General features: G+C 72.6%; 21 protein-coding genes and 1 pseudogene. 9 read left to right on the top strand and 13 right to left on the bottom strand.

Annotated elements, in window-relative coordinates; translation table 11 throughout:
- The first annotated feature begins 143 nt into the window (after nucleotides 1-143).
- Nucleotides 144-926 (top strand): DeoR/GlpR family DNA-binding transcription regulator, encoded by a 783-nt coding sequence (locus tag ACFYML_RS00220; RefSeq protein WP_387418567.1) that lies wholly within the window; start codon nucleotides 144-146, stop codon nucleotides 924-926.
- Complete coding sequence (galT, locus tag ACFYML_RS00225; RefSeq protein WP_387418569.1) at nucleotides 923-1,996, top strand: galactose-1-phosphate uridylyltransferase; 1,074 nt, start codon at nucleotides 923-925, stop codon at nucleotides 1,994-1,996. The genes ACFYML_RS00220 and galT overlap by 4 nt, the downstream gene beginning before the upstream one ends.
- Before the next feature lie 306 nt (nucleotides 1,997-2,302).
- Here the strand turns inward: galT and ACFYML_RS00230 are convergent, their stop codons facing one another.
- A complete protein-coding gene (locus ACFYML_RS00230) occupies nucleotides 2,303-3,520 on the bottom strand; it encodes an NADP-dependent isocitrate dehydrogenase (RefSeq protein WP_357446394.1) in 1,218 nt (405 codons plus the stop codon).
- A gap of 133 nt (nucleotides 3,521-3,653) precedes the next feature.
- Between ACFYML_RS00230 and ACFYML_RS00235 the strand changes: the two genes are divergently transcribed.
- Nucleotides 3,654-4,523 carry an MBL fold metallo-hydrolase gene (locus ACFYML_RS00235; RefSeq protein ID WP_387418570.1) on the top strand — a complete coding sequence of 290 codons (870 nt, stop codon included), beginning with the start codon at nucleotides 3,654-3,656 and terminating at the stop codon, nucleotides 4,521-4,523.
- Nucleotides 4,462-4,749 (top strand): annotated as a pseudogene (locus tag ACFYML_RS00240) (TetR/AcrR family transcriptional regulator); the annotation flags it as partial. The gene ACFYML_RS00235 and the pseudogene ACFYML_RS00240, both read left to right, overlap by 62 nt.
- Nucleotides 4,750-4,813: 64 nt before the next feature.
- Here ACFYML_RS00240 and mdh read toward each other — a convergent pair.
- From mdh to purN, 7 genes are all read right to left on the bottom strand, one after another.
- Nucleotides 4,814-5,764, bottom strand: coding sequence for a malate dehydrogenase (gene mdh / locus ACFYML_RS00245; RefSeq protein ID WP_357437940.1), 951 nt, complete (start codon nucleotides 5,762-5,764; stop codon nucleotides 4,814-4,816).
- Nucleotides 5,765-5,864: 100 nt separating this feature from the next.
- Complete coding sequence (locus ACFYML_RS00250) at nucleotides 5,865-6,728, bottom strand: bifunctional methylenetetrahydrofolate dehydrogenase/methenyltetrahydrofolate cyclohydrolase (RefSeq protein ID WP_387274672.1); 864 nt, start codon at nucleotides 6,726-6,728, stop codon at nucleotides 5,865-5,867.
- A 260-nt stretch (nucleotides 6,729-6,988) separates the two neighbouring features.
- Complete coding sequence (locus ACFYML_RS00255) at nucleotides 6,989-7,678, bottom strand: hypothetical protein (RefSeq protein WP_387418571.1); 690 nt, start codon at nucleotides 7,676-7,678, stop codon at nucleotides 6,989-6,991.
- Nucleotides 7,679-7,926: 248 nt separating this feature from the next.
- Entirely contained in the window at nucleotides 7,927-10,560 is a 2,634-nt protein-coding gene (locus ACFYML_RS00260; protein WP_387418572.1) for a glycosyl hydrolase, read from the bottom strand.
- A gap of 159 nt (nucleotides 10,561-10,719) precedes the next feature.
- Nucleotides 10,720-11,127 carry a hypothetical protein gene (locus tag ACFYML_RS00265; protein ID WP_387418573.1) on the bottom strand — a complete coding sequence of 136 codons (408 nt, stop codon included), beginning with the start codon at nucleotides 11,125-11,127 and terminating at the stop codon, nucleotides 10,720-10,722.
- 258 nt (nucleotides 11,128-11,385) lie between these two features.
- Nucleotides 11,386-12,957, bottom strand: a complete 1,572-nt coding sequence (gene purH / locus ACFYML_RS00270; RefSeq protein WP_387418574.1) for a bifunctional phosphoribosylaminoimidazolecarboxamide formyltransferase/IMP cyclohydrolase — start codon at nucleotides 12,955-12,957, stop codon at nucleotides 11,386-11,388.
- Entirely contained in the window at nucleotides 12,954-13,574 is a 621-nt protein-coding gene (gene purN, locus ACFYML_RS00275) for a phosphoribosylglycinamide formyltransferase (protein ID WP_387418575.1), read from the bottom strand. Before purN ends, purH begins: the two co-directional genes overlap by 4 nt.
- Before the next feature lie 244 nt (nucleotides 13,575-13,818).
- On the opposite strand from purN, the gene ACFYML_RS00280 reads away from it, so the two are divergent.
- Nucleotides 13,819-14,409, top strand: coding sequence for a DUF4190 domain-containing protein (locus ACFYML_RS00280; protein WP_387418576.1), 591 nt, complete (start codon nucleotides 13,819-13,821; stop codon nucleotides 14,407-14,409).
- Nucleotides 14,410-14,538: 129 nt separating this feature from the next.
- On the opposite strand, the gene ACFYML_RS00285 is transcribed toward ACFYML_RS00280, so the two are convergent.
- Nucleotides 14,539-15,888 carry a DUF6350 family protein gene (locus tag ACFYML_RS00285; RefSeq protein ID WP_387418577.1) on the bottom strand — a complete coding sequence of 450 codons (1,350 nt, stop codon included), beginning with the start codon at nucleotides 15,886-15,888 and terminating at the stop codon, nucleotides 14,539-14,541.
- A 157-nt stretch (nucleotides 15,889-16,045) separates the two neighbouring features.
- Here ACFYML_RS00285 and ACFYML_RS00290 point away from each other — a divergent pair, with 157 nt between their 5' ends.
- Entirely contained in the window at nucleotides 16,046-16,312 is a 267-nt protein-coding gene (locus tag ACFYML_RS00290) for a DUF4190 domain-containing protein (RefSeq protein WP_387418578.1), read from the top strand.
- 103 nt (nucleotides 16,313-16,415) lie between these two features.
- Here the strand turns inward: ACFYML_RS00290 and sucD are convergent, their stop codons facing one another.
- The 3 genes from sucD to ACFYML_RS00305 form a co-directional block, all read right to left on the bottom strand.
- Nucleotides 16,416-17,303, bottom strand: coding sequence for a succinate--CoA ligase subunit alpha (gene sucD / locus ACFYML_RS00295; protein WP_387274688.1), 888 nt, complete (start codon nucleotides 17,301-17,303; stop codon nucleotides 16,416-16,418).
- Nucleotides 17,304-17,305: 2 nt separating this feature from the next.
- Nucleotides 17,306-18,484, bottom strand: a complete 1,179-nt coding sequence (sucC, locus tag ACFYML_RS00300; RefSeq protein WP_387418579.1) for an ADP-forming succinate--CoA ligase subunit beta — start codon at nucleotides 18,482-18,484, stop codon at nucleotides 17,306-17,308.
- Between the two features lie 592 nt (nucleotides 18,485-19,076).
- Nucleotides 19,077-19,481: a cobalamin B12-binding domain-containing protein gene (locus ACFYML_RS00305; RefSeq protein ID WP_073834834.1), complete on the bottom strand. Its 405-nt coding sequence runs from the start codon at nucleotides 19,479-19,481 to the stop codon at nucleotides 19,077-19,079.
- A gap of 475 nt (nucleotides 19,482-19,956) precedes the next feature.
- On the opposite strand from ACFYML_RS00305, the gene ACFYML_RS00310 reads away from it, so the two are divergent.
- Both ACFYML_RS00310 and ACFYML_RS00315 read left to right on the top strand, forming a co-directional pair.
- Nucleotides 19,957-20,670 (top strand): M23 family metallopeptidase, encoded by a 714-nt coding sequence (locus ACFYML_RS00310; RefSeq protein WP_387418580.1) that lies wholly within the window; start codon nucleotides 19,957-19,959, stop codon nucleotides 20,668-20,670.
- A 253-nt stretch (nucleotides 20,671-20,923) separates the two neighbouring features.
- Complete coding sequence (locus ACFYML_RS00315; protein ID WP_387418582.1) at nucleotides 20,924-21,721, top strand: M23 family metallopeptidase; 798 nt, start codon at nucleotides 20,924-20,926, stop codon at nucleotides 21,719-21,721.
- A gap of 55 nt (nucleotides 21,722-21,776) precedes the next feature.
- Here ACFYML_RS00315 and pcrA read toward each other — a convergent pair whose 3' ends face one another.
- Nucleotides 21,777-24,176 carry a DNA helicase PcrA gene (gene pcrA / locus ACFYML_RS00320; protein ID WP_387418584.1) on the bottom strand — a complete coding sequence of 800 codons (2,400 nt, stop codon included), beginning with the start codon at nucleotides 24,174-24,176 and terminating at the stop codon, nucleotides 21,777-21,779.
- Between the two features lie 295 nt (nucleotides 24,177-24,471).
- Here pcrA and ACFYML_RS00325 point away from each other — a divergent pair, with 295 nt between their 5' ends.
- Nucleotides 24,472-24,825, top strand: coding sequence for a chorismate mutase (locus tag ACFYML_RS00325; protein WP_387418585.1), 354 nt, complete (start codon nucleotides 24,472-24,474; stop codon nucleotides 24,823-24,825).
- Nucleotides 24,826-24,876: the final 51 nt, after the last annotated feature.

Raw genomic sequence — 24,876 nt, forward strand, 5'->3', positions numbered from 1 at the left:
CCGCCCGTCCGGTCGCTGGAGGACGGCGGTCGGCGGTCGGGCACCCCTTTCTTCCGCCGTTCCCCCCTGCGCGCTAGTGTTCATTCTTGTTGGAACACGTTCGACCACGTGAGCACGGGGTCGGGAGGCGGAGGTGAGGTCGGGTGCTGGCACGGCAGCGGCAGGCGGCCATCCTGGAACGGGTCCGTGCCGCCGGAGGCGTACGCGTGACCGAGCTGGCCGGCGAGTTCGGCGTCTCCGACATGACCATCCGGCGCGACCTGGAGACGCTGCACGAGCAGGGCCTGTTGGCCAAGGTGCACGGCGGGGCGACCCTCGCCGGCTCGACCGACGAGCCGGGCTTCCGGGCCAAGTCGGTCCGCCAGTCGGCGGAGAAGGCGGCGATCGCCGCCCGCGCCGCGAAGCTGGTCCGGCCCGGCGCCGCGGTCGCCCTCTCCGCCGGTACGACCACCGCCGAGCTGGCCCGCCGCCTGGTCGACGTGCCCGGGCTGACCGTGGTGACCAACTCGCTGCCGGTGGCCGAGATCCTGCACATCGCCGGCCGGCCGGACCAGACCGTGGTGCTCACCGGCGGGGTGCGTACCCCCTCCGACGCGCTGGTCGGCCCGCTGGCCGTGGCGGCGCTCGGGGCGCTCCACCTGGACCTGCTCTTCCTCGGCGTGCACGGGATCAGCGAGCGAGCCGGGTTCACCACGCCCAACCTGATGGAGGCGGACACCAACCGGGCGCTGGTGGCCGCCGCCGACCGGCTGGTGGTGCTCGCCGACCACACCAAGTGGGGCACGGTCGGCATCTCCTCGATCGTCGGGCTGGACGCCGCCGACGTGCTGGTCACCGACGAACGGCTGGCGCCGGAGGCGCGCCGGGTACTCGAGGAACGGGTCGGCGAACTGCTGATCGTCCGCGGCACGGAAGGGACGAAGTGAAGCGTACGCGGATCGAGCTGGCCGACGGCCGCGAGCTGATCTACTTCGACGAGCGGGACGACGCGGTCCGGGACCAGCCGGACCGGCGGGACCTGCCCCTGCCGCCGCAGGCGTCGCAGCTCCGGTACGACCCGCTGACCGACGAGTGGGTGGCGGTGGCGGTGCACCGGCAGACCCGCACCTTCCTTCCCCCGGCCGACCAGTGCCCGCTCTGCCCGTCCCACGGCGACCGGCTCAGCGAGATCCCCGCCCCCGACTACGACGTGGCGGTCTTCGAGAACCGGTTCCCGTCGCTGAGCCAGCGGGTCGCCGCGGAGCCCGCCGAGATCACCCCGTTCACCCCGGTACGCCCCGGGCGCGGCCGGTGCGAGGTGGTCTGCTTCACCGACGACCACCACGCCTCGTTCGCCAGTCTCTCGCCCCGCCGGGTGCGGACCGTGCTGGACGCGCTCGCCGACCGGACCACCGCCCTCGGCGAGCTGCCCGGCGTGGCGCAGGTCTTCCCGTTCGAGAACCGGGGCGTGGAGATCGGCGTGACCCTGCACCACCCGCACGGGCAGATCTACGCGTACCCCTTCGTGACGCCCCGGACCCGCACCATGCTCGCCGCCGCCCGCCGGCACGCCGAGCGCACCGGCGGCAACCTGTACGCGGACGTGCTCGCCGCGGAACGCGCCGTCGGGGACCGGGTGGTGGCGCGCAACGCGCACTGGACGGCGTACGTGCCGGCGGCCGCCCGCTGGCCGTTCGAGGTGCACCTGGCCCCGCACCGGCCGGTGCCGGACATCCCCGCGCTGGACGACGCCGAGCGGGACGCGTTCGGCCCGCTCTACCTGGACGTGCTGCGCCGCTTCGACGGGCTGTTCGACGTGCCGATGCCGTACATCGCGGCCTGGCACCAGGCCCCGCTGCACGTCGACCGCGAGTTGGGGCACCTGCACCTGCAGCTGTTCAGCATCCGGCGGGCCGGGGACAAGCTGAAATACCTGGCCGGCTCGGAGTCGGCGATGGGCGTCTTCATCAACGACATCGCCCCGGAGCGGGCCGCCGAGCTGCTGCGGGCCGCTTGAAAGGAAGCTCCCTGGGTAGCGACGGCCGCCTGCCGACACTCGGGGCGGAGCGGGTGCCACAACAGGGCGCGGGGGGCCCGGGACAGGGCCCCCCGCAAGGGAAGGGACGGCTGGCTGTGCGCGACAGCCGGGAAGGCTGGCTGATCGGCACTCTGCCGCGAGGCGACCGCGGTCAACCTTCCTGGATGGGACTGGCATCCCGTCCACCCAGCTCAACGAGGCGCGCCACCTCTTGGTGACGCCGGCACCGGACGACGGAGCCCGCCGGCGGGTGCCGGCGGGCTCGATCGGTGACGGGTACGGGAATCAGGCGGCGAGCTTGCGGGCCAGGTTCTCGTCGAGCGCGTTCATGAACTCGTCGGTGGTCAGCCACGGGGCGTCCCGCGAGATGAGCAGCGCCAGGTCCTTGGTCATCTGCCCACCCTCGACGGTGTCGACGATGACCTGCTCCAGGGTGTTGGCGAACTCGGTGACCGCCGGGGTGCCGTCCAGCTTGCCCCGGTGGGCCAGGCCCCGGGTCCAGGCGTAGATCGACGCGATCGGGTTGGTCGAGGTCTTCTCGCCCTTCTGCCACTGCCGGTAGTGCCGGGTGACGGTGCCGTGCGCGGCCTCGGCCTCGACGGTGCGGCCGTCCGGGGTCATCAGCACGGAGGTCATCAGGCCGAGCGAGCCGAAGCCCTGGGCCACGGTGTCGGACTGCACGTCACCGTCGTAGTTCTTGCAGGCCCAGACGAAGCCGCCCTCCCACTTGAGCGCGGCGGCGACCATGTCGTCGATCAGCCGGTGCTCGTAGCTGATGCCGGCCTTCTCGAACTCCGCCTTGAACTCGTTCTCGAACACCTCGGCGAAGATGTCCTTGAACCGGCCGTCGTACGCCTTGAGGATGGTGTTCTTGGTGGACAGGTAGACCGGGTAGCCGCGGTCCAGGCCGTAGCGCATCGAGGCGCGGGCGAAGTCCCGGATCGACTCGTCGAAGTTGTACATGCCCATGGCGACGCCGCCGCCGGGGAACTTGGCGACCTCCATCTCCATCGGCGCGCCGCCGTCGGCCGGGGTGTAGGTGATGGTCACCGTGCCCGGGCCGGGGACGACGAAGTCGGTGGCCTTGTACTGGTCGCCGTGCGCGTGCCGGCCGATGATGATCGGCTTGGTCCAGCCCGGGACGAGCCGCGGCACGTTCGACATGATGATCGGCTCACGGAAGACGACGCCGCCGAGGATGTTGCGGATGGTGCCGTTCGGCGACCGCCACATCTTCTTCAGCCCGAACTCCGCCACCCGAGCCTCGTCCGGCGTGATGGTGGCGCACTTGACGCCGACGCCGTGCTCCTTGATCGCGTTGGCGGCGTCGACGGTGACCTGGTCGTCGGTCTCGTCGCGGTACTGGATCGACAGGTCGTAGTAGTGCAGGTCGACGTCGAGGTACGGCAGAATCAGCTGCTCCCGGATCTGCTTCCAGATGATCCGGGTCATCTCGTCGCCGTCGATTTCCACGACCGGGTTGTTTACCTTGATCTTCGCCATCGGCCGGCGCTCCTCTCGGGGGACACGTGCTCAAGCAGTACGAGCGTACTGGAAACTGACCGGGGCTTCTCAGCCGGCCTCACCCGATGGAATCGGGGTCACCCGGGACGGGTCGGGATGGCATCCTTCCCGGATGCCGCTGACGCACACGATCGGGTCTATCACGGTCACCGCACTGGTCGACGGGGCGGGGCCGTTCTTCCAGCCCCGCGAGGAGGCTTTCCCGGACGCCACGGCGGACCAGTGGCGCGCGGCCGACCGCCGGGACCCGGACACGGTCACCCCGGACGGTCGCTGGTGGCTGCCGTTCCGGTGCTTCGCCCTGCGTACCGGGGACGGGCCGGTCACCCTGGTCGACGCCGGGATCGGCCCGGCCGACTCCCTGGCCGCGGCCTGGGCGCCGGTCCCGGGCCGGCTGCCGGCGGAACTGGCCGCCGCCGGCATCGACCCGGCGGACGTCCGGACCGTGGTGCTCACCCACCTGCACAGCGACCACGTCGGCTGGGCGGTGCTCGGCACGCCCTACTTCCGCAACGCGGCCTACCTGCTGCAACAGGCCGAGCTGGCGGCGCTGGACCGGTTCCACCCCGAGTTGCCGGCCCGGCTCCTCGGGCCGTTGCGCGCCGCCGGCCAGCTCCGGCTGGTCGACGGCGACACCGACCTCACCCCCGGGGTACGCGTGCTGAGCACGCCCGGGCACACCCCGGGCCACCAGTCGGTGCTGGTCGACTCGGGCGACGAGCGCATGCTGGTCACCGGCGACGTGCTGGTGCACACCGTGCAGCTGGTCGACCCCACCCTGGCGTACGCCCACGAGGAGGACCCCGCGGCGGCACGCGGGGTCCGTACGGCTCTGCTGCGCGAACTGGCCGGGCACGGCCGGGCGGTGCTGGCGACGCCGCACCTGGGCGCGCCGTTCACCGAGGTGCCGGCGCCTCGGTGCCGCGGCCCGCTCGGCGGCCGAGGCACGGCTCGCGAGCCGGGAGAGCGCGTGGAGCGATGAACAGTGGTGGGCGGCGAACGGCCCGCTGCTCGCCCGGGTGCTCGATGAGCAGCGGTACCCGACCGCGGTCCGGGTCGGCGCCGCCGCGGGGGCCGCGCAAGGGGCCGCGTACAGCCCGGAGCAGGCGTACAACTTCGGCCTGGCCCGGGTCCTCGACGGCCTGGGCGTCCTGATCGACGGTGGAAGCGGCGGTCGAGGCCGTTCCGACGCGGTCCGGACCGACTGATCCCCGGCCCGGACGCGAAAGCGCCCCGCGACCGGCGGTCGCGGGGCGCTTCGGGTAGCCGGGATCACATGTTGGCGACGTCGGACTGCTTGGCGCGGACCGCCTCGGCGGCCTCCTTCAGGCTGGCCAGCTCGTCGGCGTCCAGGTCGGTCTCGACGACCCGCCGGACGCCGTCGCGGCCGATCTCGGCCTCGACGCCCAGGTAGACGCCGGAGATGCCGTACTGGCCGTCGACCCAGGCGCAGACCGGCATGACCTCGCCGGAGTCCTCCGCGACCGCCTTCGCCATCCGGGCGGCGGCGGCGGACGGGGCGTAGTACGCCGAGCCGGTCTTCAGCAGCGCGACCACCTCGGCGCCACCATTGCGGGTCTTGACGACCAGGTCCTCGATCTGCTCGGCCGGCATGACGTCACGCAACGGCTTGCCGTCCACCGTGCTCTTCGACGGGACCGGCACCATGGTGTCGCCGTGCGAGCCGAGGGTCAGGGTCTTCACCGACTTCACGGGTACGCTCAGCGCCTCGGCCACGAAGTTGGTGAACCGGGCGCTGTCCAGCATGCCGGCCTGGCCGAGCACGCGGTTCTTCGGGAACTGGGTGGCCTTCTGGGCCAGCGCGGTCATCTCGTCGAGCGGGTTGGAGACGACGATGACGACGGCGTTCGGGGCGTACTTGGCGACGTTCTCGGACACCTGGCGGACGATCTTGGCGTTGGTCTCCAGCAGGTCCATCCGGCTCATGCCCGGCTTGCGGGGCAGGCCGGCGGTGATGACGACGACATCAGAGCCCTCGATGGCCTCGTAGCCCTCGCCGTTCGGACCGGTGGTGACGCCGACGACCTTGGTCTCGAAGCCCTCGACCGGGCGCGACTGGTTCATGTCCAGCGCGATGCCCGCCGGCTTCCCCTCGATGATGTCCGTGATCACCACGGTGTCGAAGATGTCGTACTCGGCCAGGCGCTGCGCGGTGGTGGAGCCGTAGAAGCCGGCCCCGACGACAGTGACCTTCTTACCCATGGTCGTCCCACTCCCTGATACCAGTCGGTTTTCCGGACCGTATCAGCCATCCTGTCACCGATCCGGCCAGGGGCGGACGGTTATGACGTGCTTGGGATGGTCAGGCGCCACGCTCGGCGCGTTCCACCACGTTGGTCAGCAGCATGGCCCGGGTCATCGGGCCGACGCCGCCGGGCATCGGGACCAGCTTGCCGGCGACCTCGGCCACCTCCGGGTCCACGTCGCCGGTGTAGCGGCCCTTGCCGTCCGGGCCGATCACCCGGGTGATGCCGACGTCGACGACGGTGGCGCCCGGCGTGATCATGTCGGCGGTGAGCAGGCCCGGCACGCCGGCCGCGACGATGACGATGTCGGCGGCCCGGGTCTGCTCGGCCAGGTCGAGCGTGCCGGTGTGGCAGAGGGTGACGGTGGCGTTCTCGCTGCGCCGGGTGAGCAGCAGGCCGAGCGGGCGGCCGACGGTGTTGCCCCGGCCGATCAGCGCCACCTTGGCGCCGACCAGCGCGACGTCGTGCCGGCGGAGCAGTTCGACGATGCCGCGCGGGGTGCAGGGCAGCGGGGCGTCATAGCCGAGCACCAGCCGGCCCAGGTTGACCGGGTGCAGGCCGTCGGCGTCCTTCTCGGGGTCGATCATCTCCAGCGCCCGCTGGGTGTCCAGCTGGGCCGGCAGCGGCAGCTGGACGATGTAGCCGTGGCAGGCCGGGTCGGCGTTCAACTCGGCGAGGACGGCGTCGAGCTGCTCCTGGGTGGCGTCGGCGGGCAACTCCCGGCGGATCGAGGCGATGCCGACCTCGGCGCAGTCGCGGTGCTTGCCGTTCACGTACGCCTCGGAGCCGGGATCGGTGCCGACCAGGACGGTGCCGAGCCCCGGGACGACGCCCCGATCGGCCAGCGCCTTGACCCGTGTCCGCAGCTCGTCCTTGATCTCCGCCGCGGTCGCCTTGCCGTCCAGGATGATCGCCGTCACGTCTGGATCGTCTCACGCCGAGCGCCCGGCCGGCCCGCGACGGCCAACGGTGCCGATCCACTACGCGGGCTTCGTCACCCAGAGTTACGGATTGTGGATTTCGCCACACGTCGGGGCGGACAGCCGATGCTCAACCAGGGTGGAACGGACGGCGGGCCGGTAAGCCCGCGAGGATGTCGAGACCTCGTCCCGAATCCCGGTCGGCCCGATGCCCCACCGCCTGCCCCGGAGCCGCCCGGGGCGGCTCCCGGTCGTCCCGGTCAGCGCTGCGGCCGTCCGCAGAACCGGTCGAGGCTGGCCTCGACGGTCGACCCGGTGCGCCGGACCAGCGCGGTGTACCGGGGCTCGCCGTCGACCGACAGCAGCCAGGTCGAGACCGGAGCGTCGAGGTAGCCGATCGGCAGCTCCCGCCAGCTCGCCGACTGCCCCCGGTACGCCGACAGCTGGCGGGTCAGGTCCGCCAGGGCGGCGTCCACGCTGGCCCCCCGCCCGGGGTGCCCGGGCCAGTCGATGAGCCCGCCGAACCGGCACGAATGGTCGGCCGCCGTGCCCGGCCGCCAGAAGCCGGACGGGTCGACGACCGTCACCACCACTTCCCGCTTCTCCACGTTCGCGCACCTCAGCCGCAGCTGCCCGGGTGGCGCGGCCAGCGTCCAGACCGCCGGTGACGCGGGCACCGGATGTCCCTCGCCGCCCCGGGTCCATTCGATGTTCAAATAGGTGCCCGCCGGGGCGGTGCCACCGACGCGTACCGGCACCCCGGCCCGGCCCGCGCGGACCGTCGTGCCGGAGGCCGTCACGCCGTCGGACCCGCACCGCACGTCGACCGGCTGCGGCTCCGGCGCCGCGGTGGCCTCGACCGGCGCCGCGGTATGGTCCGCCCGGGCCACCGAGCACCCCGCCACCAACAGCAATCCGCTCACCGCCAGCCCGGCCGTCACCATCCTCATCGTCTCGCCCCGTTCGTCGCTCGGACCGGGACCGGCCGGCCCCGTTCCCTCCGACGCGCCACTTCGTCACCCGGTTCCCGGTCCGGGCGGCCACTGTGGTCTCCCGGTCCGGCGACCGCCACCTGGTCGGGGCCGCCCGACGAGGTGGACAGGACGCAGGCCCCGCCCCCGGAGGAAGAGGGGGCGGGGCCTGCGCGGTCGCGGCCTACGGGTCGGCCGGCCCCCAGGCACGGCCGACCCGTCCGTGGTCAGAGCTGGGCGAGGGGGAACGCCCAGATGCCACGGCCGTGGGTCGCGACGTAGACCGAGTTGTCCACCGCGTTGTACTCGACGTCCATGCCCACGGTCAGCGGCAGGCCGGAGCCGAGCCGCTGCCAGTTGGTGGCGCCGGGTGCGCGGTAGAGGGTGGCCAGGTCGGTGGCCAGCACCAGGGCACCGTTGGACAACTCCTTGATCGAGCTGGCCGGCACGTCCGGCAGGTTCGCCGAGACGTCCTTCCAGGTCGCGCCCGCGTCGGTGGTCTCGAAGACGTGGCCGAAGCCGGCGCCCGGTCCCTCGGTGAACCGGCGGGAGAACCCGTTGATCGCGAGGAAGGCGTGCCCGGCGTTCGCCGGGTCGATCCCGACGCCCTGCACGAACCGGTTCGGGAAGTCACCCGGCAGGGTGAGCTGGTGCCAGCTCGACGGGTCGCCGGCCTTGCCGACCGCGACGCCCCGGGCGAACCCGGCGTTGTTGCACGGGCCGCACCAGCCGACGTACGCCATGCCGTTGGAGACGGCGACCGAGGTGGCGGTGTGCCCCGCGCCCAGGTCGAAGACGTTCGTCCAGCCCTTGCCGTTCTGGATGGCGTAGCCCTTGGTGTTCACCCAGACGTGCTGGCCACCGGCCACCCAGACGTTGGCGTCGTGGTCGTCCGGCGCGAACGGCGCGATGAACCGGGCCGGCTCGTCGCCCGGCCGCGAGGTGTACGGCCGGATGTCCCGCGAGGTGGAGGTGCTCGCCGTGCCGGGGCCGGGGTTCTCATTGCAGTTCTCGGTCACCCGCATGGCCAGGTTGGTGTACTCCTGGACCTGCCGGCAGCCGTTGGCCGGGTCGGCCAGCGAGTCGCCACCGTCACCGCCGAAGTTGGACCCCATCGCGGTGTCGCCGGGGCGGAGCACCGACACGCCGTTGTCCTGCAGGCCGCCGGAGACGACCGTGCCGGCCTTGGCCGGGTCCTTGCCCACCGCCACCGCGTAGTACTGGAGGGCGTCGATGGTGCCGTCGTTGAGGCTCGCCCAGTCGGTCGCGTGCCCGGCCTTGTCGGTCTTGCCGTTGATCGGCCGCCGGTACACCCCGCCGTCGTTGCCCACGTAGACGAAGCCGTTGCCGACCGCCACCGAGTGCTGGTCGGAGTGGGTGGTCTTGCTGCAGGTGTTCTGCGCGTCGTAGATGTTCCAGCAGGAGAAGTTGAAGTTCCAGTAGGGACCGACGGTCTTCCAGGTGGCGCCGGCGTCGGTCGTCTCGTAGACCTCCTCCAGCCCCGCCCAGAGGTGGTTCGGGTTGGCCGGGTCCACCGCGAGGAACTGGTTGTACCAGGCCTGGATGCCCGGGCCGTAGCCCTTGCCACCGACGGCCTGCTTGAGCGCGGAGCCGGAGTTGCCCAGCTTCGACGAGTCGGCGATCTTGTTCCACGGGCCGGCCGGGTTGCCGGTGTCGGCGACGTAGATGCCGTCCAGGTAGCTGTTCACGTTGCCGGCCGGCTTGTTGAGCAGCCGCGGCGACTGGTTGATCGCGTACAGCCGGCCGCCGTCGGCGGAGAAGGCGAACGTCACGTAGCCGATGTCGTCGGCCGGCATGGCGCCGGTCGGGTTGACCTTCGTCCAGCCCCCGGCGGTGTAGTCGGCGGTCTCGTAGAAGCCGTTGTACGTGTCGCCGGAACGCCAGGCCGAGGCCACCACCACGTGCTTCGGGTTGCGCGGATCGTTCGCCACGTCGTTGACGATGTTCTTGTACGCGGCGTTCGCGTCACCCGCGTTCGCCCCGCCCGGCAGGTAGCTCGGGTTCGGCGCGAACTCCAGCTTCCAGGCGCCCGAGGTGCTGCTCATCGGGTGCGAGAACAGGCCCCGGTTGGTGGCGACCCAGACCTTCCCGTCGAAGAACCGCAGCTTGTTGATGACCGTGCTCTCCAGCTCGGTCCCACCGACCCGGTCGGTCGGCTTGAACGCGCCGCTCTTCGGGTTGGCCAGCCGGTAGACGCCGGCGCCCACGTACGAGGTGCCGCCGGTGTTCGCCTCGCCGGTGGCATACCAGAGCGAACCGTCGGCGGCGAGCACGAGGTCGCCGCTGGACAGCGTGGGCAGCGCGTCCGTGATCGGCGTCCAGCTCCCGCCGCCGGTCGAGGAGCGCCACACGCCGCCGTCCGCGCCGGCCGCGTAGACGTAGCCGCTGTTGTCCGCCGCGAGGCCGGTGATCCGGCCGGTGACCAGGCCGGCGCCGCCCGAGGAGTTGGACGCGTAGTCGCGGTAGCGCGGGTCGTCGCCGTCGTACTTGATGTTGGTGACCTCGCGCCAGGTGCCCTTGGTGGCGGCGAGCCCGTTGAGCTGGCTCAGCGCGTTGGAGTACGCGCCCGGCGAGACGATGCCCGGGGCGTAGCGGGCCTGGGCGAACTGCTCGGCGATGGTCCGGGCCTCGAAGGCCTCCTCGCCGGCCTCCTCGGACGACTCCCCGGCCGCCATCTCCGTGAACTCCCTGGGGTGCCACGGCAGGTTGGCGCCGGGCTCGTCGGCCAGGCCGAGCTTCTCCTGCACCTCGTGGTTGGTGGCGACGACACCACCGAGCGCGGCGGCCAGCACCAGCGCGCCCGCGATGGTCGCCGGCTTACGCCAGCGGGACTTGGACATCTGAATCCTCCGGGATTCAAGGGGCCCGGGCAGGTGGCCCGGGCTGGGAAAGCCGGGGCGGCGGATGGCCACCTGGGCAGGTTCGGGATCGGACGGATCGTCCGGATTCGACGGTCGTTCCGCGGTGCGCCGGCGCCGACGGGCGGGCGCGCGGGCGGGTCAGGCGACGGTCGGCGGGGCCCGGGCGAGCAGGGTGCCGCGCGGCGGCAGCGGTAGGGCCGGCGGCCGGTAGCGGGTCGGGGCGAGGCCCGGATGGGGCGGGCCGCCGACGGGCACGGGCGGGGCCGGGAGGAGATCGTCCGGTCCGTCGGTGGAGACGCCGGCGCGGTGGTCACCACAGGGTCCGCCGAGGAGTTCCGTCCGCAGGTCCGGCGGAGTGTCGGGAGGCGCGGGGCGCACCACGACGGCTCGGGGGTCGACCGACGGTGTGTCGTGGCCGATCGACCGGTGCGCGGCGGTGACCGCCGCGCCGGGACCAGGGGTTTCCCCGTGGGCGGGCGCCTCCAGACCGACCAGGACGAACGCCAGCGCCACGACGACGGCGGTCAACCGGTCGAACACGCGCATGGGGCGGACCTGTCGGTAGGAGGGGGCCGCTCGGGCGGGCGCCGCGAGGGAGCCCGGGCCGCGAACGGGGCTGGCCGAGAGGAGAGAGGTATCGATCGCTGCCGGGGCCACGCTAGCAACAACTTTTGCCGGCGAGCAATGGCCAGGTGCTCCTACTTACGGCTGGTCAGCGGCCGCCATGTGACGGTGCCATCGGACGACGGCCCGGCACGTGCAAACGGGGGCGCGGCCCGCCGGCCGCGCCCCGGACGACGGTGCTCAGTGGAAGAAGTGCCGGGTGCCGGTGAGGTACATGGTCGCCCCGGCCTCCTTGCAGGCGGCGATGGTCTCCTCGTCGCGGATCGAGCCACCGGGCTGGACGATCGCCCGGACCCCGGCCTCGAGGAGGATCTTCGGGCCGTCGGCGAAGGGGAAGAAGGCGTCCGAAGCGCAGACCGCCCCGCGAGCGCGGTCGGCACCGGCCCGGCGGACCGCGAGCTGCGCCGAGTCGACCCGGTTCACCTGGCCCATCCCCACGCCGACGGTCGCGCCGTCCCTGGCCAGCAGGATCGCGTTGCTCTTCACCGCACGGACCGCCCGCCAGGCGAACACCAGGTCGCGCAGGGTCGCCTCGTCGGCGGCCTCGCCGGTGGCCAGCCGCCAGTTGGCCGGGTCGTCGCCCTCGGCGTCGATCCGGTCCCGCAACTGCACCAGCACCCCGCCGGTGACCTGCCGCCACTCGGCCGGCAGCGGGTTGAACTCCGGGGCGCGCAGCAGCCGGATGTTCTTCTTGGCCTGGAGGACCTCCACCGCGCCCTCGTCGAAGCCGGGAGCCACCAGGACCTCGGTGAAGATCTCCGCGACCTGTCGGGCCAGCGCCACGCTCACCGGCCGGTTGACCGCGATCACGCCGCCGTACGCCGACACCGGATCGCAGGCGTGCGCCTTGCGGTGCGCCTCGGCCACGTCCGCGCCGACCGCGATGCCGCACGGGTTGGCGTGCTTGATGATGGCCACCGCCGGCTGCGCCGGGAAGTCGTTCGCGGCCCGCCAGGCGGCGTCCGCGTCGACGTAGTTGTTGTAGGACATCTCCTTGCCGTGCAGCTGCTCCGCCTGCGCCAGCCCGGCCGGGCTCGCCGGGTCGGCGTAGAGCGCGGCCGCCTGGTGCGGGTTCTCGCCGTAGCGCAGCACCGCCTGCCGGCGCAGCGCCAGGCCGGCGAACTCCGGCCAGCCGTCGGCGGCCGGTGCCAGGGTGGCCGCGAACCAGTCGGCGACGGCCACGTCGTAGTCGGCGATGTCGGCGAAGGCCCGGGCGGCGAGGGCCCGCCGCTGGGCCAGCGTGAAGCCGCCGTCGGCGAGCGCGGCCAGCAGCGCCGGGTACGCCGCCGGGTCGGTCACCACGGCGACCGAGGCGTGGTTCTTGGCCGCGGCCCGGACCATCGCCGGACCGCCGATGTCGATCTGCTCGACGCACTCGTCCTGGTCGGCGCCGGAGGCGACCGTGGCCTGGAACGGATAGAGGTTGGAGACCAGCAGGTCGATGCCGGCGATGCCGTGCTCGTCGAGCTGGGCGGCGTGCGCGTCCTTGCGCAGGTCGGCGAGGAGGCCGCCGTGGATCTTCGGATGCAGGGTCTTGACCCGGCCGTCGAGGATCTCCGGGAAGCCGGTCACCTGCTCGACCGGGGTCACCGGCACTCCCGCGCCGGCGATCGTGGCCGCCGTGCTGCCGGTCGAGACGATCTCCACCCCGGCCCCGTGCAGGGCCCGGGCCAACTCGACCAGACCGGTCTTGTCGTAGACGCTGACCAGCGCCCGTCGGATCGGGCGGCGCGCGTCCTCAGTGGTGCTCACGGAACCCTGACCTTTCTACCGGTGATCGTCCAACCTTCACGGACCAGCCGACCGACCTGCTCGACGAGCTGGCGCCGCTCGGCCTCCTTGATGCGCTCGGTGAGCGTCTCCTCGTCGTCGTCGTCCAGCACCGGCACGACTACCTGGGCGACGATCGGCCCGGTGTCCATCCCGGCGTCGACGAAGAACAGCGTGGCCCCGGTGACCTTCACGCCGTAGGCGAGGGCGTCCCGGGGGCCGTGGATGCCGGGGAACGCCGGCAGCAGGGTGTTGTGGGTGTTCAGGTAGCGGTCGCCGAACGCGGCCAGGAACTGCGGGCCGACCAGCTTGAGGAAACCGGCGCTGATCACCAGGTCGGGCCGGTACTCGGCGACCCGGGCGGTGAGCGCGACGTCCCAGTCGGCGCGGGTCGGATGGTCCTTCAGCCGCTCCACGAAGGTGGGTACCCCGGCCGCGGCGGCCCGGTCCAGGCCGGCGATCCCGTCCCGGTCGGCGCCCACGGCCACCACCCGTGCGCCGTACCCGGGGTCGGCCGTGGCGTCCAGCAGCGCCTGGAGGTTGCTGCCGGAGCCGGAGACGAGGACGACGAGGCGGGCGACGGACGCGGGCTCGGTCACCGGGCCACCCTATCGGGCAGGCCGGGGCGTCCAGCGTGCGGGCGGTGAACCTCGCGGGTGATCTCCGGGTGGTGCGGGCACGATACGCTGCCGTCGCCCGGTTCGTTGGCGTAGGCCCGGCCCGGCGTCGGCATCGTGACCTTGGTTCCGGGCCCGTCTGCCGCGGGGTCCCGGTGCTGGGCGAAGTGATGCGCAGCAGCAACGACCATGGACCGTCGACCCCCAGTTTGAGGAGCACCCCGCAATGCAGCCCGGTTACCCCGGTCAGGACCCGTACGGTCAGCAGCCCAACCAGAACCCGACCTCCCCGCAGCCCGACCCGTACGCCCAGCCGCCGCAGGCGCCGCAGTACGGGCAGCAGCCCACCTCGGGCCAGCCGTACGGCCAGCAGCCCGACCCCTACGCCCAGCCGCCGCAGGCGCCGCAGTACGGGCAGCAGCCCACCTCGGGCCAGCCCTACGGCCAGCCGACCTCCGGGCAGCCCTACCAGGACCCGTACGCGCAGCAGCAGCCGTACGGCGCCGCGCCGACGTACCCGGCCGCGGGCTACCCGCAGGGGCAGGGGCAGGGGCAGAACAACAACCTCGGTCTGATCGGCATGATCGCCGGTATCGCCTCGATCGTGCTGGGCCTCTGCTGCCCGCTGCTCGGCATTCCGGCCGGCATCGCCGGCGTGGTGCTCGGCGTGATGGGCCAGAAGAAGGCCCAGCAGGGCCTGGCGACCAACGCGGGCCAGGCCAAGGCCGGCCTCATCTGCGGCGGCATCGGCGTGGTCATCGGCATCATCAACGCCATCGCGGGCGCCGCGATCAACCTGAGCAACCTCGGCTCCTGAGCCCACCAGAAGGGGGGCGTCCGGCACCGCCGGCCGCCCCCCTTCTCCTTGCCCAGCCCACACCCCACCGGGTTGATCAAGAAGTTTGCGTCCGGGCTCCGCGGGTCGTCCCGAACGCAAACTTCTTGATCAACGCGGCGGGCCGGGGGGGCGTGGGGCAGCGGGGCGGGTGGGGGTGGCGCGGGTGGGGCGAGAGGGGGTAGGGGTGGGGGTGCGGGCGAGGATTTTGGTGGCGGCGGCGCCGAGCAGCGCGCCGGCGGCGACCACCAGGGTCGCCACCCCGGCCACCTGCCACCAGACCGGGCCGATCTCGGCCAGCCGGCCGCCGCCGAGCGGACCGCCGGAGAGCGCGGCGGCCAGGCCGAGCAGCGCCCCGGCGACCGGGCCGGCGAGCGCCGCCGGGACGAGCAGCGCGGGCCAGCCCACCGTCGCCCGCCCGTCGGTCGCGGCCCGCAGCAGCCGCCGGGCCAGCAGCCAGCCGGCCGCCATCCCGGCCAGCACCGGCACCGCGAGCAGTCCCGCGCCGGCCCCGTCCATCGGGCCGCGCGGCAGCCCGGCCAGCAGCGGTACGGCCGGCAGCGCGCCGAGCGAGACCTCTCTGACCTGGACGGCGGTGCCGCTGCCGACGGCGAACCCGGGCCCGAGCAGATAACTGGTCGACCAGACGGTGGCGTTCGGGGCGTACGCGAGGCTGACCAGGGTGACCCCCGCCTGACCGGCCACCCCGGTCCGGTACGCGCCGATCATGTCGGCCGCGTCGCCGCCCCCGGTGGCCACCGACAGGCCGGCCGCCCCGGCACCCGCGGCGAGCAGCAGCAGCCCGGCGACCAGCCCGGTCCGCAGCCCGTCCCGCAGCGGCGGCGGGAAGCGCCGCGCCAGCAGCACCGACACGGCCGTGGTACGCGCCGCGCCGACCAGTGCGCACACCGTGCCGAAGATCCAGAAGGTCACCGCGGCCCGGACCGGGGACACCTGCGGGCCGCCGGCACTGACCGCGATCGCGGCGACGGCGCCGAGCAGCGCGTACCCGATGCCGACGGCGACCGCGGCGGTGAGCGCCTGCCGGGGCGAGCGACCGCCGCGCGCGCCGATGGCCCGGCTCACGTGCACGCCGGCCCGGGTGAGCCGCCAGACGGCGAGCGCGGTGAGGGCGAGCGGCGCCAGGCCGAGCGGCCCGGCGGAGGTCCCCAGCGGCACCCCGTGGCCGAGCAGCCAGCCGGCGGCGCCGGCACGCAGCGCACCGGGCAGCGAGCCGGCGTCCGCGCTGAGCTGGGCCAGGCCGAGCACCAGGGTGACCGGCAGCCAGGACGTCACGGCCGCCCACCCGGCCGCCACCCCGGCGGCGACGGGCAGCGGGGCCCGGCCGCGCGACCCCTCCCCGGACCGGGGCGCGGGCACCCGCGGCGCCGGTCGGGCACGGCCGGTCGGCCGGGCACCGGCGGCGGGACGGCGGGGCTGGTCAGGGGTGACGGGTGGCATCGCGTTCTACTCTGGCATGTCACGCGGGCGACGGCAGTCCGATACCGCTGCGGCAGAGCGGCGAGTTCCCTGATCCACCGGCTCTCCGCCCCCGATCCGGTTAGCCTCGGCCCAGGACGTGGCCGTTCGTCGCCGGTCCGTCCGTCCGGAGGTAGCCGTGAACGCTCCGTACCCGCCGCCACCACCACCGCCGGCCCCCGGCCGGGACCGGACCACTCTCTGGGGCGTCCTGGGGATCGTCCTCGGCGTGCTCTGCTGCGGCATCCTGGGCATCGTCTTCGGCTACCTGTCGATCCGGGACGCGCGGCGTTTCGGGCGTTCGCAACTGCTCGGCTGGCTGGCCGTCGCGCTGGGCGTCATCAACCTCATCGCCAGCGCGATCGTCCGGGCTCGGGGCGCCCACTACCCCTACTGGTACCGCTGACCCGCCGGGCCGGCCGCACCGGACTCGCCTGCTCAAGCGCCGGGCAAGAAGCCCGCGGGGGTCGACCGGACCGGTCGACCCCCGCGGTACGTGACCCGGCAGCTCAGCGGCCGGACATGATCTCCCGCATCAGCTTGGCGGTCTCGGTCGGCGTCTTGCCGACCTTCACGCCGACCGCCTCCAGCGCCGCCTTCTTCGCCTCGGCGGTGCCCGCCGAGCCGGAGATGATCGCGCCGGCGTGGCCCATGGTCTTGCCGGGCGGGGCGGTGAAGCCGGCGATGTAGCCGACCACCGGCTTGGTGACGTTGGCCTTGATGAACTCGGCCGCCCGCTCCTCGGCGTCGCCGCCGATCTCACCGATCATCACGATGGCGTCGGTCTCCGGGTCCGCCTCGAACGCGGCCAGCGCGTCGATGTGGGTGGTGCCGATGATCGGGTCACCGCCGATGCCGACGCAGGTCGAGAAGCCGATGTCGCGCAGCTCGTACATCATCTGGTAGGTCAGCGTGCCGCTCTTGCTGACCAGGCCGATCCGGCCGCTGCCGGTGATGTCGGCCGGGATGATGCCGGCGTTGGAGGCGCCCGGCGAGGCGATGCCCGGGCAGTTCGGGCCGATGATCCGGGTCCGCTCGCCCTTCGCCACGTTGTACGCCCAGAGCGCGGCGGTGTCGTGCACCGGCACGCCCTCGGTGATCACCACGGCCAGCTCGATGCCGGCGTCGATCGCCTCGATGGCCGCGGCCTTGGTGAACTGCGGCGGCACGAAGATGACCGTGACGTCCGCCCCGGTCTCCTTCATGGCGTCGGCGACGGTGGCGAACACCGGCAGCTCGGTGCCGTCGAAGTCGACGGTCTGGCCCGCCTTGCGCGGGTTGACGCCACCGACCACGTTGGTGCCGGCGGCGAGCATCCGCCGGGTGTGCTTGGAACCCTCGGATCCGGTCATCCCCTGCACGATGACCTTCGAGTCCTTGGTCAGCCAGATAGCCATGATCAGACCCCCGCAGCCGCCAGCTCGGCGGCCCGCTCGGCCGCGCCGTCCATGGTGTCGACCCGCTCGATCAGCGGGTTGTTCGCGCCGTCGAGGATCGCCCGGCCGGCCTCCGCGTTGTTGCCGTCGAGGCGGACGACGAGCGGCTTGGTGACCTGCTCGCCGCGCTGCTCGAGCAGCGCCAGCGCCTGCACGATGCCGTTGGCGACCGCGTCGCAGGCGGTGATACCGCCGAAGACGTTGACGAAGACGCTCTTGACCGAGGGGTCGGAGAGCACGATCTCCAGGCCGTTCGCCATCACCGCGGCGCTCGCGCCACCGCCGATGTCGAGGAAGTTGGCCGGCTTGACGCCGCCGTGCCGCTCGCCCGCGTACGCCACCACGTCGAGGGTGGACATGACCAGGCCCGCGCCGTTGCCGATGATGCCGACCTCGCCGTCGAGCTTGACGTAGTTGAGGTCCTTCTCCTTGGCGGCCTGCTCAAGCGGGTCCACCGCGGCCTGGTCGACCAGGGCCTCGTGGTCCGGGTGCCGGAACGCGGCGTTCTCGTCCAGGCTGATCTTGGCGTCCAGCAGCAGCAGCTTGCCGTCCTTGGTCTTGGCCAGCGGGTTCACCTCGACCAGCGTGGCGTCCTCGGCGACGAACGCCTGCCACAGCTTCACCGCGACCTCGACGACCTGGTCGGCCACCTCGGCGGGGAACCCGGCCGCGGTCACGATATCGCGCGCCTTCGCCTCGTCCACGCCGACGTTGGCGTCGATCGGAGCCTTGACCACCTTCTCCGGGGTCTCGGCCGCGACCTGCTCGATGTCCATGCCGCCGGCCACGCTGGCGATGCAGAGGAAGGTACGGTTCGCCCGGTCGAGCAGGTAGGAGAAGTAGTACTCCTCGGCCACGTCCGCGGTCACGGTGATCATGACCTTGTGGACCGTGTGACCCTTGATGTCCATGCCGAGAATGTCGGTGGCCCGGGCCACCGTCTCCTCCGCGCCCTCGGCCAGCTTGACCCCGCCGGCCTTGCCACGGCCGCCGACCTTCACCTGCGCCTTGACGACCACCCGGCCGCCGAGGCGTTCGGCGATCGCGCGGGCCTCCTCCGGGGTAGTGGCGACGCCGCCGGCGAGCACGGGCAAGCCGTGCCGCTCGAACAGGTCCCGCCCCTGGTACTCGTACAGGTCCACGATTGCGCGTCCCGTCCCGTCTCCGCGGCGCGCCCTCGCGCCGCCACCAGCGTTGGAAAATAAGTTTGACGCCTGTCATCAGATGAGACAGGCCATTTGCCGCAGCCTAACGAGATGGGAACCGGGGGCAACCGAGCGGGTGCGCGGTGTGCCGTAATGCACAGCCACCGTTGCCCGGTACGCCCAGGTGGCCCAGCGAAGAAATGTCCTCGCCGCGATCGGTAGACCAGGGCCTCTCCCCTCCTGCGCGGCGGCCGTACCGGGGCCGCTCGGCCAACGACGGCGATCTGGTCGGGCGGGCTCATTCCGGAGGGCGGGTCAGCCATCCGGGGGATTTACGGAAGAGGCGTAACCGCCCGGTGGGGGCGTCGTTGAGTCTGATGTCGGAGCGCTGGTACAGCGCGGCGACGGGAGCGGCCGATGCCCTGTCGGTCGAGGGGTGGCGGCGGGGCATCGTGCATAGAGGGGCCGGGCGTGTGAGGGGTGCGTCCGGCCCCTCCCCCCTGTCCGGGGTTCCCCGGTCGCGTCCGCCCGGCATCCTTCCTTACCGCCGCTCGCGCGAACATTCGTCGAGGACCGGGCGCGACCCGGGTCAGGCGACCGGCTGGGCGACGTTCTCCCGGACCCACTCGACGATCGACTGGGTGGTGGCGCCGGGGGTGAAGATCTTGGCGACGCCGAGCCGCTCCAGCTCGGGGATGTCGGCGTCCGGGATGATGCCGCCGCCGAAGACCACGATGTCGGCCGCGTCGCGCTCGGCGAGCAACTCCAGCACCCGCTTGAAGAGCGTCATGTGCGCGCCGGAGAGCACGGAGAGGCCGACCGCGTCGGCGTCCTCCTGGATGGCGGTCTCCACGATCTGCTCCGGGGTCTGGTGCAGCCCGGTGTAGATGACCTCCATACCGGCGTCCCGCAGGGCACGCGCGACGACCTTCGCGCCCCGGTCGTGGCCGTCCAGGCCGGGCTTCGCGACGACGACCCGGATACGAGAGCTCATCAGCGCACACCTTTCACCGGCTACGGCACTGTCACCTGAACGAACGGTAACCCGCCCGGTCGGGTGCCGGGAACCCGGGCCGGCACCGTTGGGGCCTGTCTCATACGACCGCGCCCGCGCCAGGCGGATCCGACGCGCGGAACCCGGGCGGCAGTCACCTGGAGCACCGTGCCCACTACCGCGCGCCCCCGCACGCCCAAAGCCGGACGCCTCCGCCGAACGGTCACTGTCCGCGACGAACGGACAGTGATCGGGCCCTCCAACCGGCGGCACGAGACATGACAAGAGCGGATGTAAAGGGACAGAAAGAAACACCATTTCGGCGCTTTGGCTTGTGACCAGTGTGGCTGTTGGCTAACGTGTCCACGGTTGTCATCAGGTCCACGGACGGGTGACGACGCGGCCACCGGACGTTCGACGGAGCTTCATCGAACGGCTGGAGGTCGCATCGGATCCCCGACAACGGAGGGTGTGCGTGCGCCAGCGCCTGTCGTCTGAGCCCGATAGATATCGCGGTCGACGCCGCGTACCCACCCCCCCGCGGAGCCGCTACGCCGCGGTCGTGACGACCGCTTTCGTGGGAGCCGGCATCGTCGCCCTCGGCGCGAACGCCCTCCCGGACGCCAAGAGCGTCAGCCCGTCGGCCATCGACGAGCTCAAGCGGGCCTCGATCACCAGCCAGGACGCGGCGAGCCGCGCCGACAGCGCTGACGTGGCGACCCGCGCCGACCGCGGGCAGAGCAAGGCCGCGGCCGAGCAGGACGCCTGGCTGCTGCCCCTGCACGGATACGACTTCAACGCGCCCTACGGCGTGCGCTGGGGCAAGTTGCACACCGGCATCGACCTGGTCGCCCCGGAGGGCACGCCGTACACCGCGATCCACAGCGGCACGGTCACCAAGGCGGGCTGGTTCGGCGGCTACGGCTACGCGGTGATCGTCCAGCACCCGGACGGCAGCGAGGCCATCTACGGTCACTCCTCCGAGGTCAGCGTCAAGGAGGGCCAGCAGGTCAAGGCCGGCGACCAGCTCGGCCTGGTCGGCAACACCGGCCACTCCTACGGCTCCCACCTGCACCTGGAGATCCATGTCAACGGCCAGCCGCAGGACCCGGTGCCGTGGCTCATGAAGCGCGGAGTGAACATCCAGCTGGAGTTGGAGGAGTTCTACAGCGAGGCAGCCGCGTCCTGACGCTGCGCATCGTGCATTGACCGCCCGGATCGCATGATCTGGGCGGTTTTTCGTAGGCGCAAAAGTTGGCTGGGTCACAGCGGGAAGTGTGAGCAGCGCCACCACCACGCATGATCCTTTTTTCGAGCAAATCGCACTGGAACGGGCTGAACCCGGACACGATCGATCACCAGTCCGGCCCGGCCTCCCGGACCCAGTACCCGCCACGACCGGAGCCGACACCAGTATTTCGAGGTCACGTGCCCCTCGACTGATGAAGGTCCCCGTGCAGGAAGCCAGCTCCAGCCAGAACGAGAAAACCCCGGACGCCCCCGCCCGGCATCGGCGGCGCGCGAGCACGGGTCGCCGTGCCACCTACCTGGTCCTCGGCGCGGTCGCCCTGGTCGGCCTCGGCTTCGGCGGCGTCTCCGTCGCGACCGCCGACCATGGCACCCCGGCCCCGGCCGCCGTCGACTTCGACGCCCAGGCCCGCGCCGAGGACGCCGCCCGCGCCGACCGCTCCGTCCGCGAGTCGACCGCCCCGGTCACCCCGTCGGCCACCCCGGCCAGCCCGTCGCCGAGCCCGACTGCGGCCAGCCCCACGCCGACGAGGACGGCCACCGCCAAGCCGAAGCCGAAGCCGAAGCCGAAGAAGACCGTCCCGCCGAAGCCCGCCTGGGTCATCCCGATGAAGGGTGCCACGATCACCTCCTGCTACGGGCCGCGGTGGGGCACCCTGCACGCCGGGATCGACTTCGCGATGCCCGCAGGCACCCCGATCCACGCGGCTGCGGCCGGCACGGTGGTCAAGGCCGGTGACGCCGGCGACGGGTACGGCAACTCGGTCTTCATCGACCACCACAACGGCTACCTGACCCACTACGGGCACCAGAGCCGGCTGATCGTCAGCGTCGGCGACAAGGTGAGCGCCGGTCAGGTCATCGGCTACGAGGGCGCCACCGGCGACGCCACCGGCCCGCACCTGCACTTCGAGGTGCACCAGGGCGCCATGTGGAACCAGATCGACCCGGCGCCGTTCCTGCGCGCCCGGGGCATCGACGTGGCCTGCTGACGGCCACGGCACGAGGAGGGGCCCGGTCCGGCACCCGCCGGGCCGGGCCCCGCCGTCAGAGCTTGTCGATCGGGGCGTGCCGGAGCACCAGCCACATGGTCTGGTCGCCGAAGTCGATCTGCGCCCGGGCGCCCGGGCCGTGCCCCTCGACGGCCAGCACCCGACCCAGCCCGTAGCGCTGGTGGTTGACCCGGTCCCCCACCGACACCTTCGGCGCCTGCCGCAGCTCGCTGGCCGTGGACAGCCGGCTGGCATCCACCCCGAGCCGCTTCGCGAGCTGGGTGGCCTTCGGCGTACCCCCGGTGAAGCCGCCCCGGCCGCCGGGCGCGCGGTCCGCGCGGCCGCCGACGCCGCCGCCACCGCCGGCCCACGAGGTGTACGAGGCCTCGAGGCGCTCCCAGCGGACCAGCTCCGGCGGCAGCTCCTCGAGGAAGCGTGACGCCGGGTTGTACGCCGGTGCCCCCCAGGCCGACCGGGTGACCGCCCGGGACAGGTAGAGGCGCTGCCGGGCCCGGGTGATGCCCACGTACGCCAGTCGCCGCTCCTCCTCCAGCTCCCGGTTGTCGCCGAGCGAGCGCAGGTGCGGGAAGACGCCGTCCTCCAGGCCGCTGAGGAAGACCACCGGAAATTCCAGGCCCTTCGCCGTGTGCAGCGTCATCAGGGTGACCACGCCCTGGTGCTCGGGGTCGTCGGCGGGGACCTGGTCGGCGTCGGCGACCAGCGCCACCTGCTCCAGGAACCCGGCCAGGGTGGCCCGCTCATCCTCCTCGCCCAGCGCCTCGATCCGCTCGGTGTATTCGCGGGCGACGCTGACCAACTCCTGAAGGTTGTCCACCCGGCCGGCGTCCTGCGGATCCAGGCTCTCCTCCAGCTCGCTGAGGTAGCCCGAGCGGGTCAGCAGGGCCTCCAGCACGTCCTCGGGGGTGCCGGTCGCGGCCAGCTCGCGCGCCGAGTCGAGGAGCGCGACGAACTCGGCGATGCCGTTGGCGGCCCGGGTGGAGATCCCGGGTGCGTCCTTGGCCCGGCGCAGCGCCGCACCGAAGGAGATCCGGTCCCGGCTGGCCAGGGCCTCCACGCACGCCTCGGCCCGCTCGCCGATGCCCCGGCGCGGGGTGTTGAGGATCCGCCGCAGGCTGACCGTGTCGTCGTCGTTGACCACCGCGCGCAGGTAGGCCAGTGCGTCGCGGACCTCCTTGCGCTCGTAGAAGCGCACCCCACCAACCACCTTGTACGGCAGGCCGACCCGGATGAACACCTCCTCGAAGACCCGGGACATGGCGTTGGTGCGGTAGAAGACCGCCACGTCGCCGGGGCGGGTGTCACCCTGGTCGACCAGCCGGTCGATCTCCCGCGCCACCCAGTCCGCCTCGGCGTGCTCGGTGTCGGCCACGTAGCCGACGATCTGCTCGCCGGCGCCGGCGTCGCTCCACAGCCGCTTCGGCTTGCGGGAGGTGTTCCGGTCGATCACCGCGTTGGCGGCGTTGAGGATGGTCTGGGTGGAGCGGTAGTTCTGCTCCAGCAGGATCGTCCGGGCGTCGGTGAAGTCGCGCTCGAACTCGAGGATGTTGCGGATGGTCGCGCCCCGGAACGCGTAGATCGACTGGTCGGCGTCACCCACCACGCACAGCTCGGCCGGCGGGATCCCCTCGGTGCCGGAGACCAGCTCCTTGATCAGCACGTACTGGGCGTGGTTGGTGTCCTGGTACTCGTCCACCAGCACGTGCCGGAACCGGCGCCGGTAGCTCTCCGCGACGTGCGGGTGCGACTGGAGCAGGTGCACCGTGGTCATGATCAGGTCGTCGAAGTCCAGCGCGTGCGCCTCGCGCAACCGCCGCTGGTAGAGCGTGTAAGCCTCGGCCAGGGCCCGCTCGTTGGGCCCCTTGGCCCGGGCGGTGAACGCCTCCGGGTCGACCAGCTCGTTCTTCAGGTTGGAGACCTGGGCCGCCAGGCCGCGCGCCGGGTAGCGCTTCGGGTCCAGGTCCAGCTCGCGGGCGACGAGCTGCATCAACCGGCGCGAGTCGTCCGCGTCGTAGATCGAGAAGGTGGACTTGAGCCCGGCGTGCTCGTGTTCGGCGCGCAGGATCCGGACGCAGGCCGAGTGGAAGGTCGACACCCACATCAACCGGGCGCGCGGGCCGACCAGCGCGGCCACCCGCTCCTTCATCTCGCCGGCGGCCTTGTTGGTGAAGGTGATCGCGATGATCTCGCCCGGGTGCACGTCCCGCGCGGCGAGCAGGTACGCGATCCGGTTCGTCAGCACCCGGGTCTTGCCGGAGCCGGCGCCGGCCACGATCAGCAGTGGCGAACCGGCGTGGGTGACCGCGTCCCGCTGGGGACCGTTCAACCCGTCGAGGAGTGCCTGCGGGTCCGGCCGGACGACCCCGGGCCGGCGCGACGGGGCCGGGCGGGACTCCGGCGCGGGCGGGGGCGCGGGAATGTCGAAGAGAGGATGCATCGCACGGCGAGTCTATGCCGCCCGGCGGACACTTCCCGCCCACGCCGGCCCGGACGAGACGAAGCTGTCAGTGCCCCGTCCCATCTGTTGGCGGGTTTCCTTGCGCGCCGGGCCCGCCGGTCGGCATACTCGACGACGTGTTCGGTCAGCGCTTCTACTTTTACTACGGCACCGGGAGTCCGGCAGCCGTAGGTCGCGCCTGATCACAGACCTGCGAAAGCCCCGGGCTCCTGGAGCCCGGGGCTTTTTCGTCCCGGGATCCGGGCACCGGGCCCGAGACCCGAAGGGTACGACGATGATGACTGACGTGGTGGAGTCCAGCGGCAGCCCGGCGCGACACGACCGGACCGGCGACACCGACCCGACCGGGGCCGCTGCGGCGCGGACCGGCACCGACGACTCGGCGGCCGCCGAGCGGATCGTGGCCATCCGCGAACGGATCGACGAGATCGACCGCACGATCATCGCCCTCTGGCAGGAGCGGGCCGCGCTGTCCCAGGAGGTCGGAGCCACCCGGATGGCCTCCGGCGGCACCCGCCTCGTGCTGTCCCGGGAGCGGGAGATCCTGGAGCGGTTCCGGGAGGGGCTCGGCGCGGACGGCACCCAACTCGCGCTGCTGCTGCTCCGCGCCGGCCGCGGCCCGCTGTGAGGAGCTCGGACGGCGGCTCCAGGTCGTGGCGCGGCGCCAGACCGGCCTTCA

It is taken from the genome of Micromonospora sp. NPDC007230, assembly GCF_042869115.1.
Taxonomy (GTDB): Bacteria; Actinomycetota; Actinomycetes; order Mycobacteriales; family Micromonosporaceae; genus Micromonospora.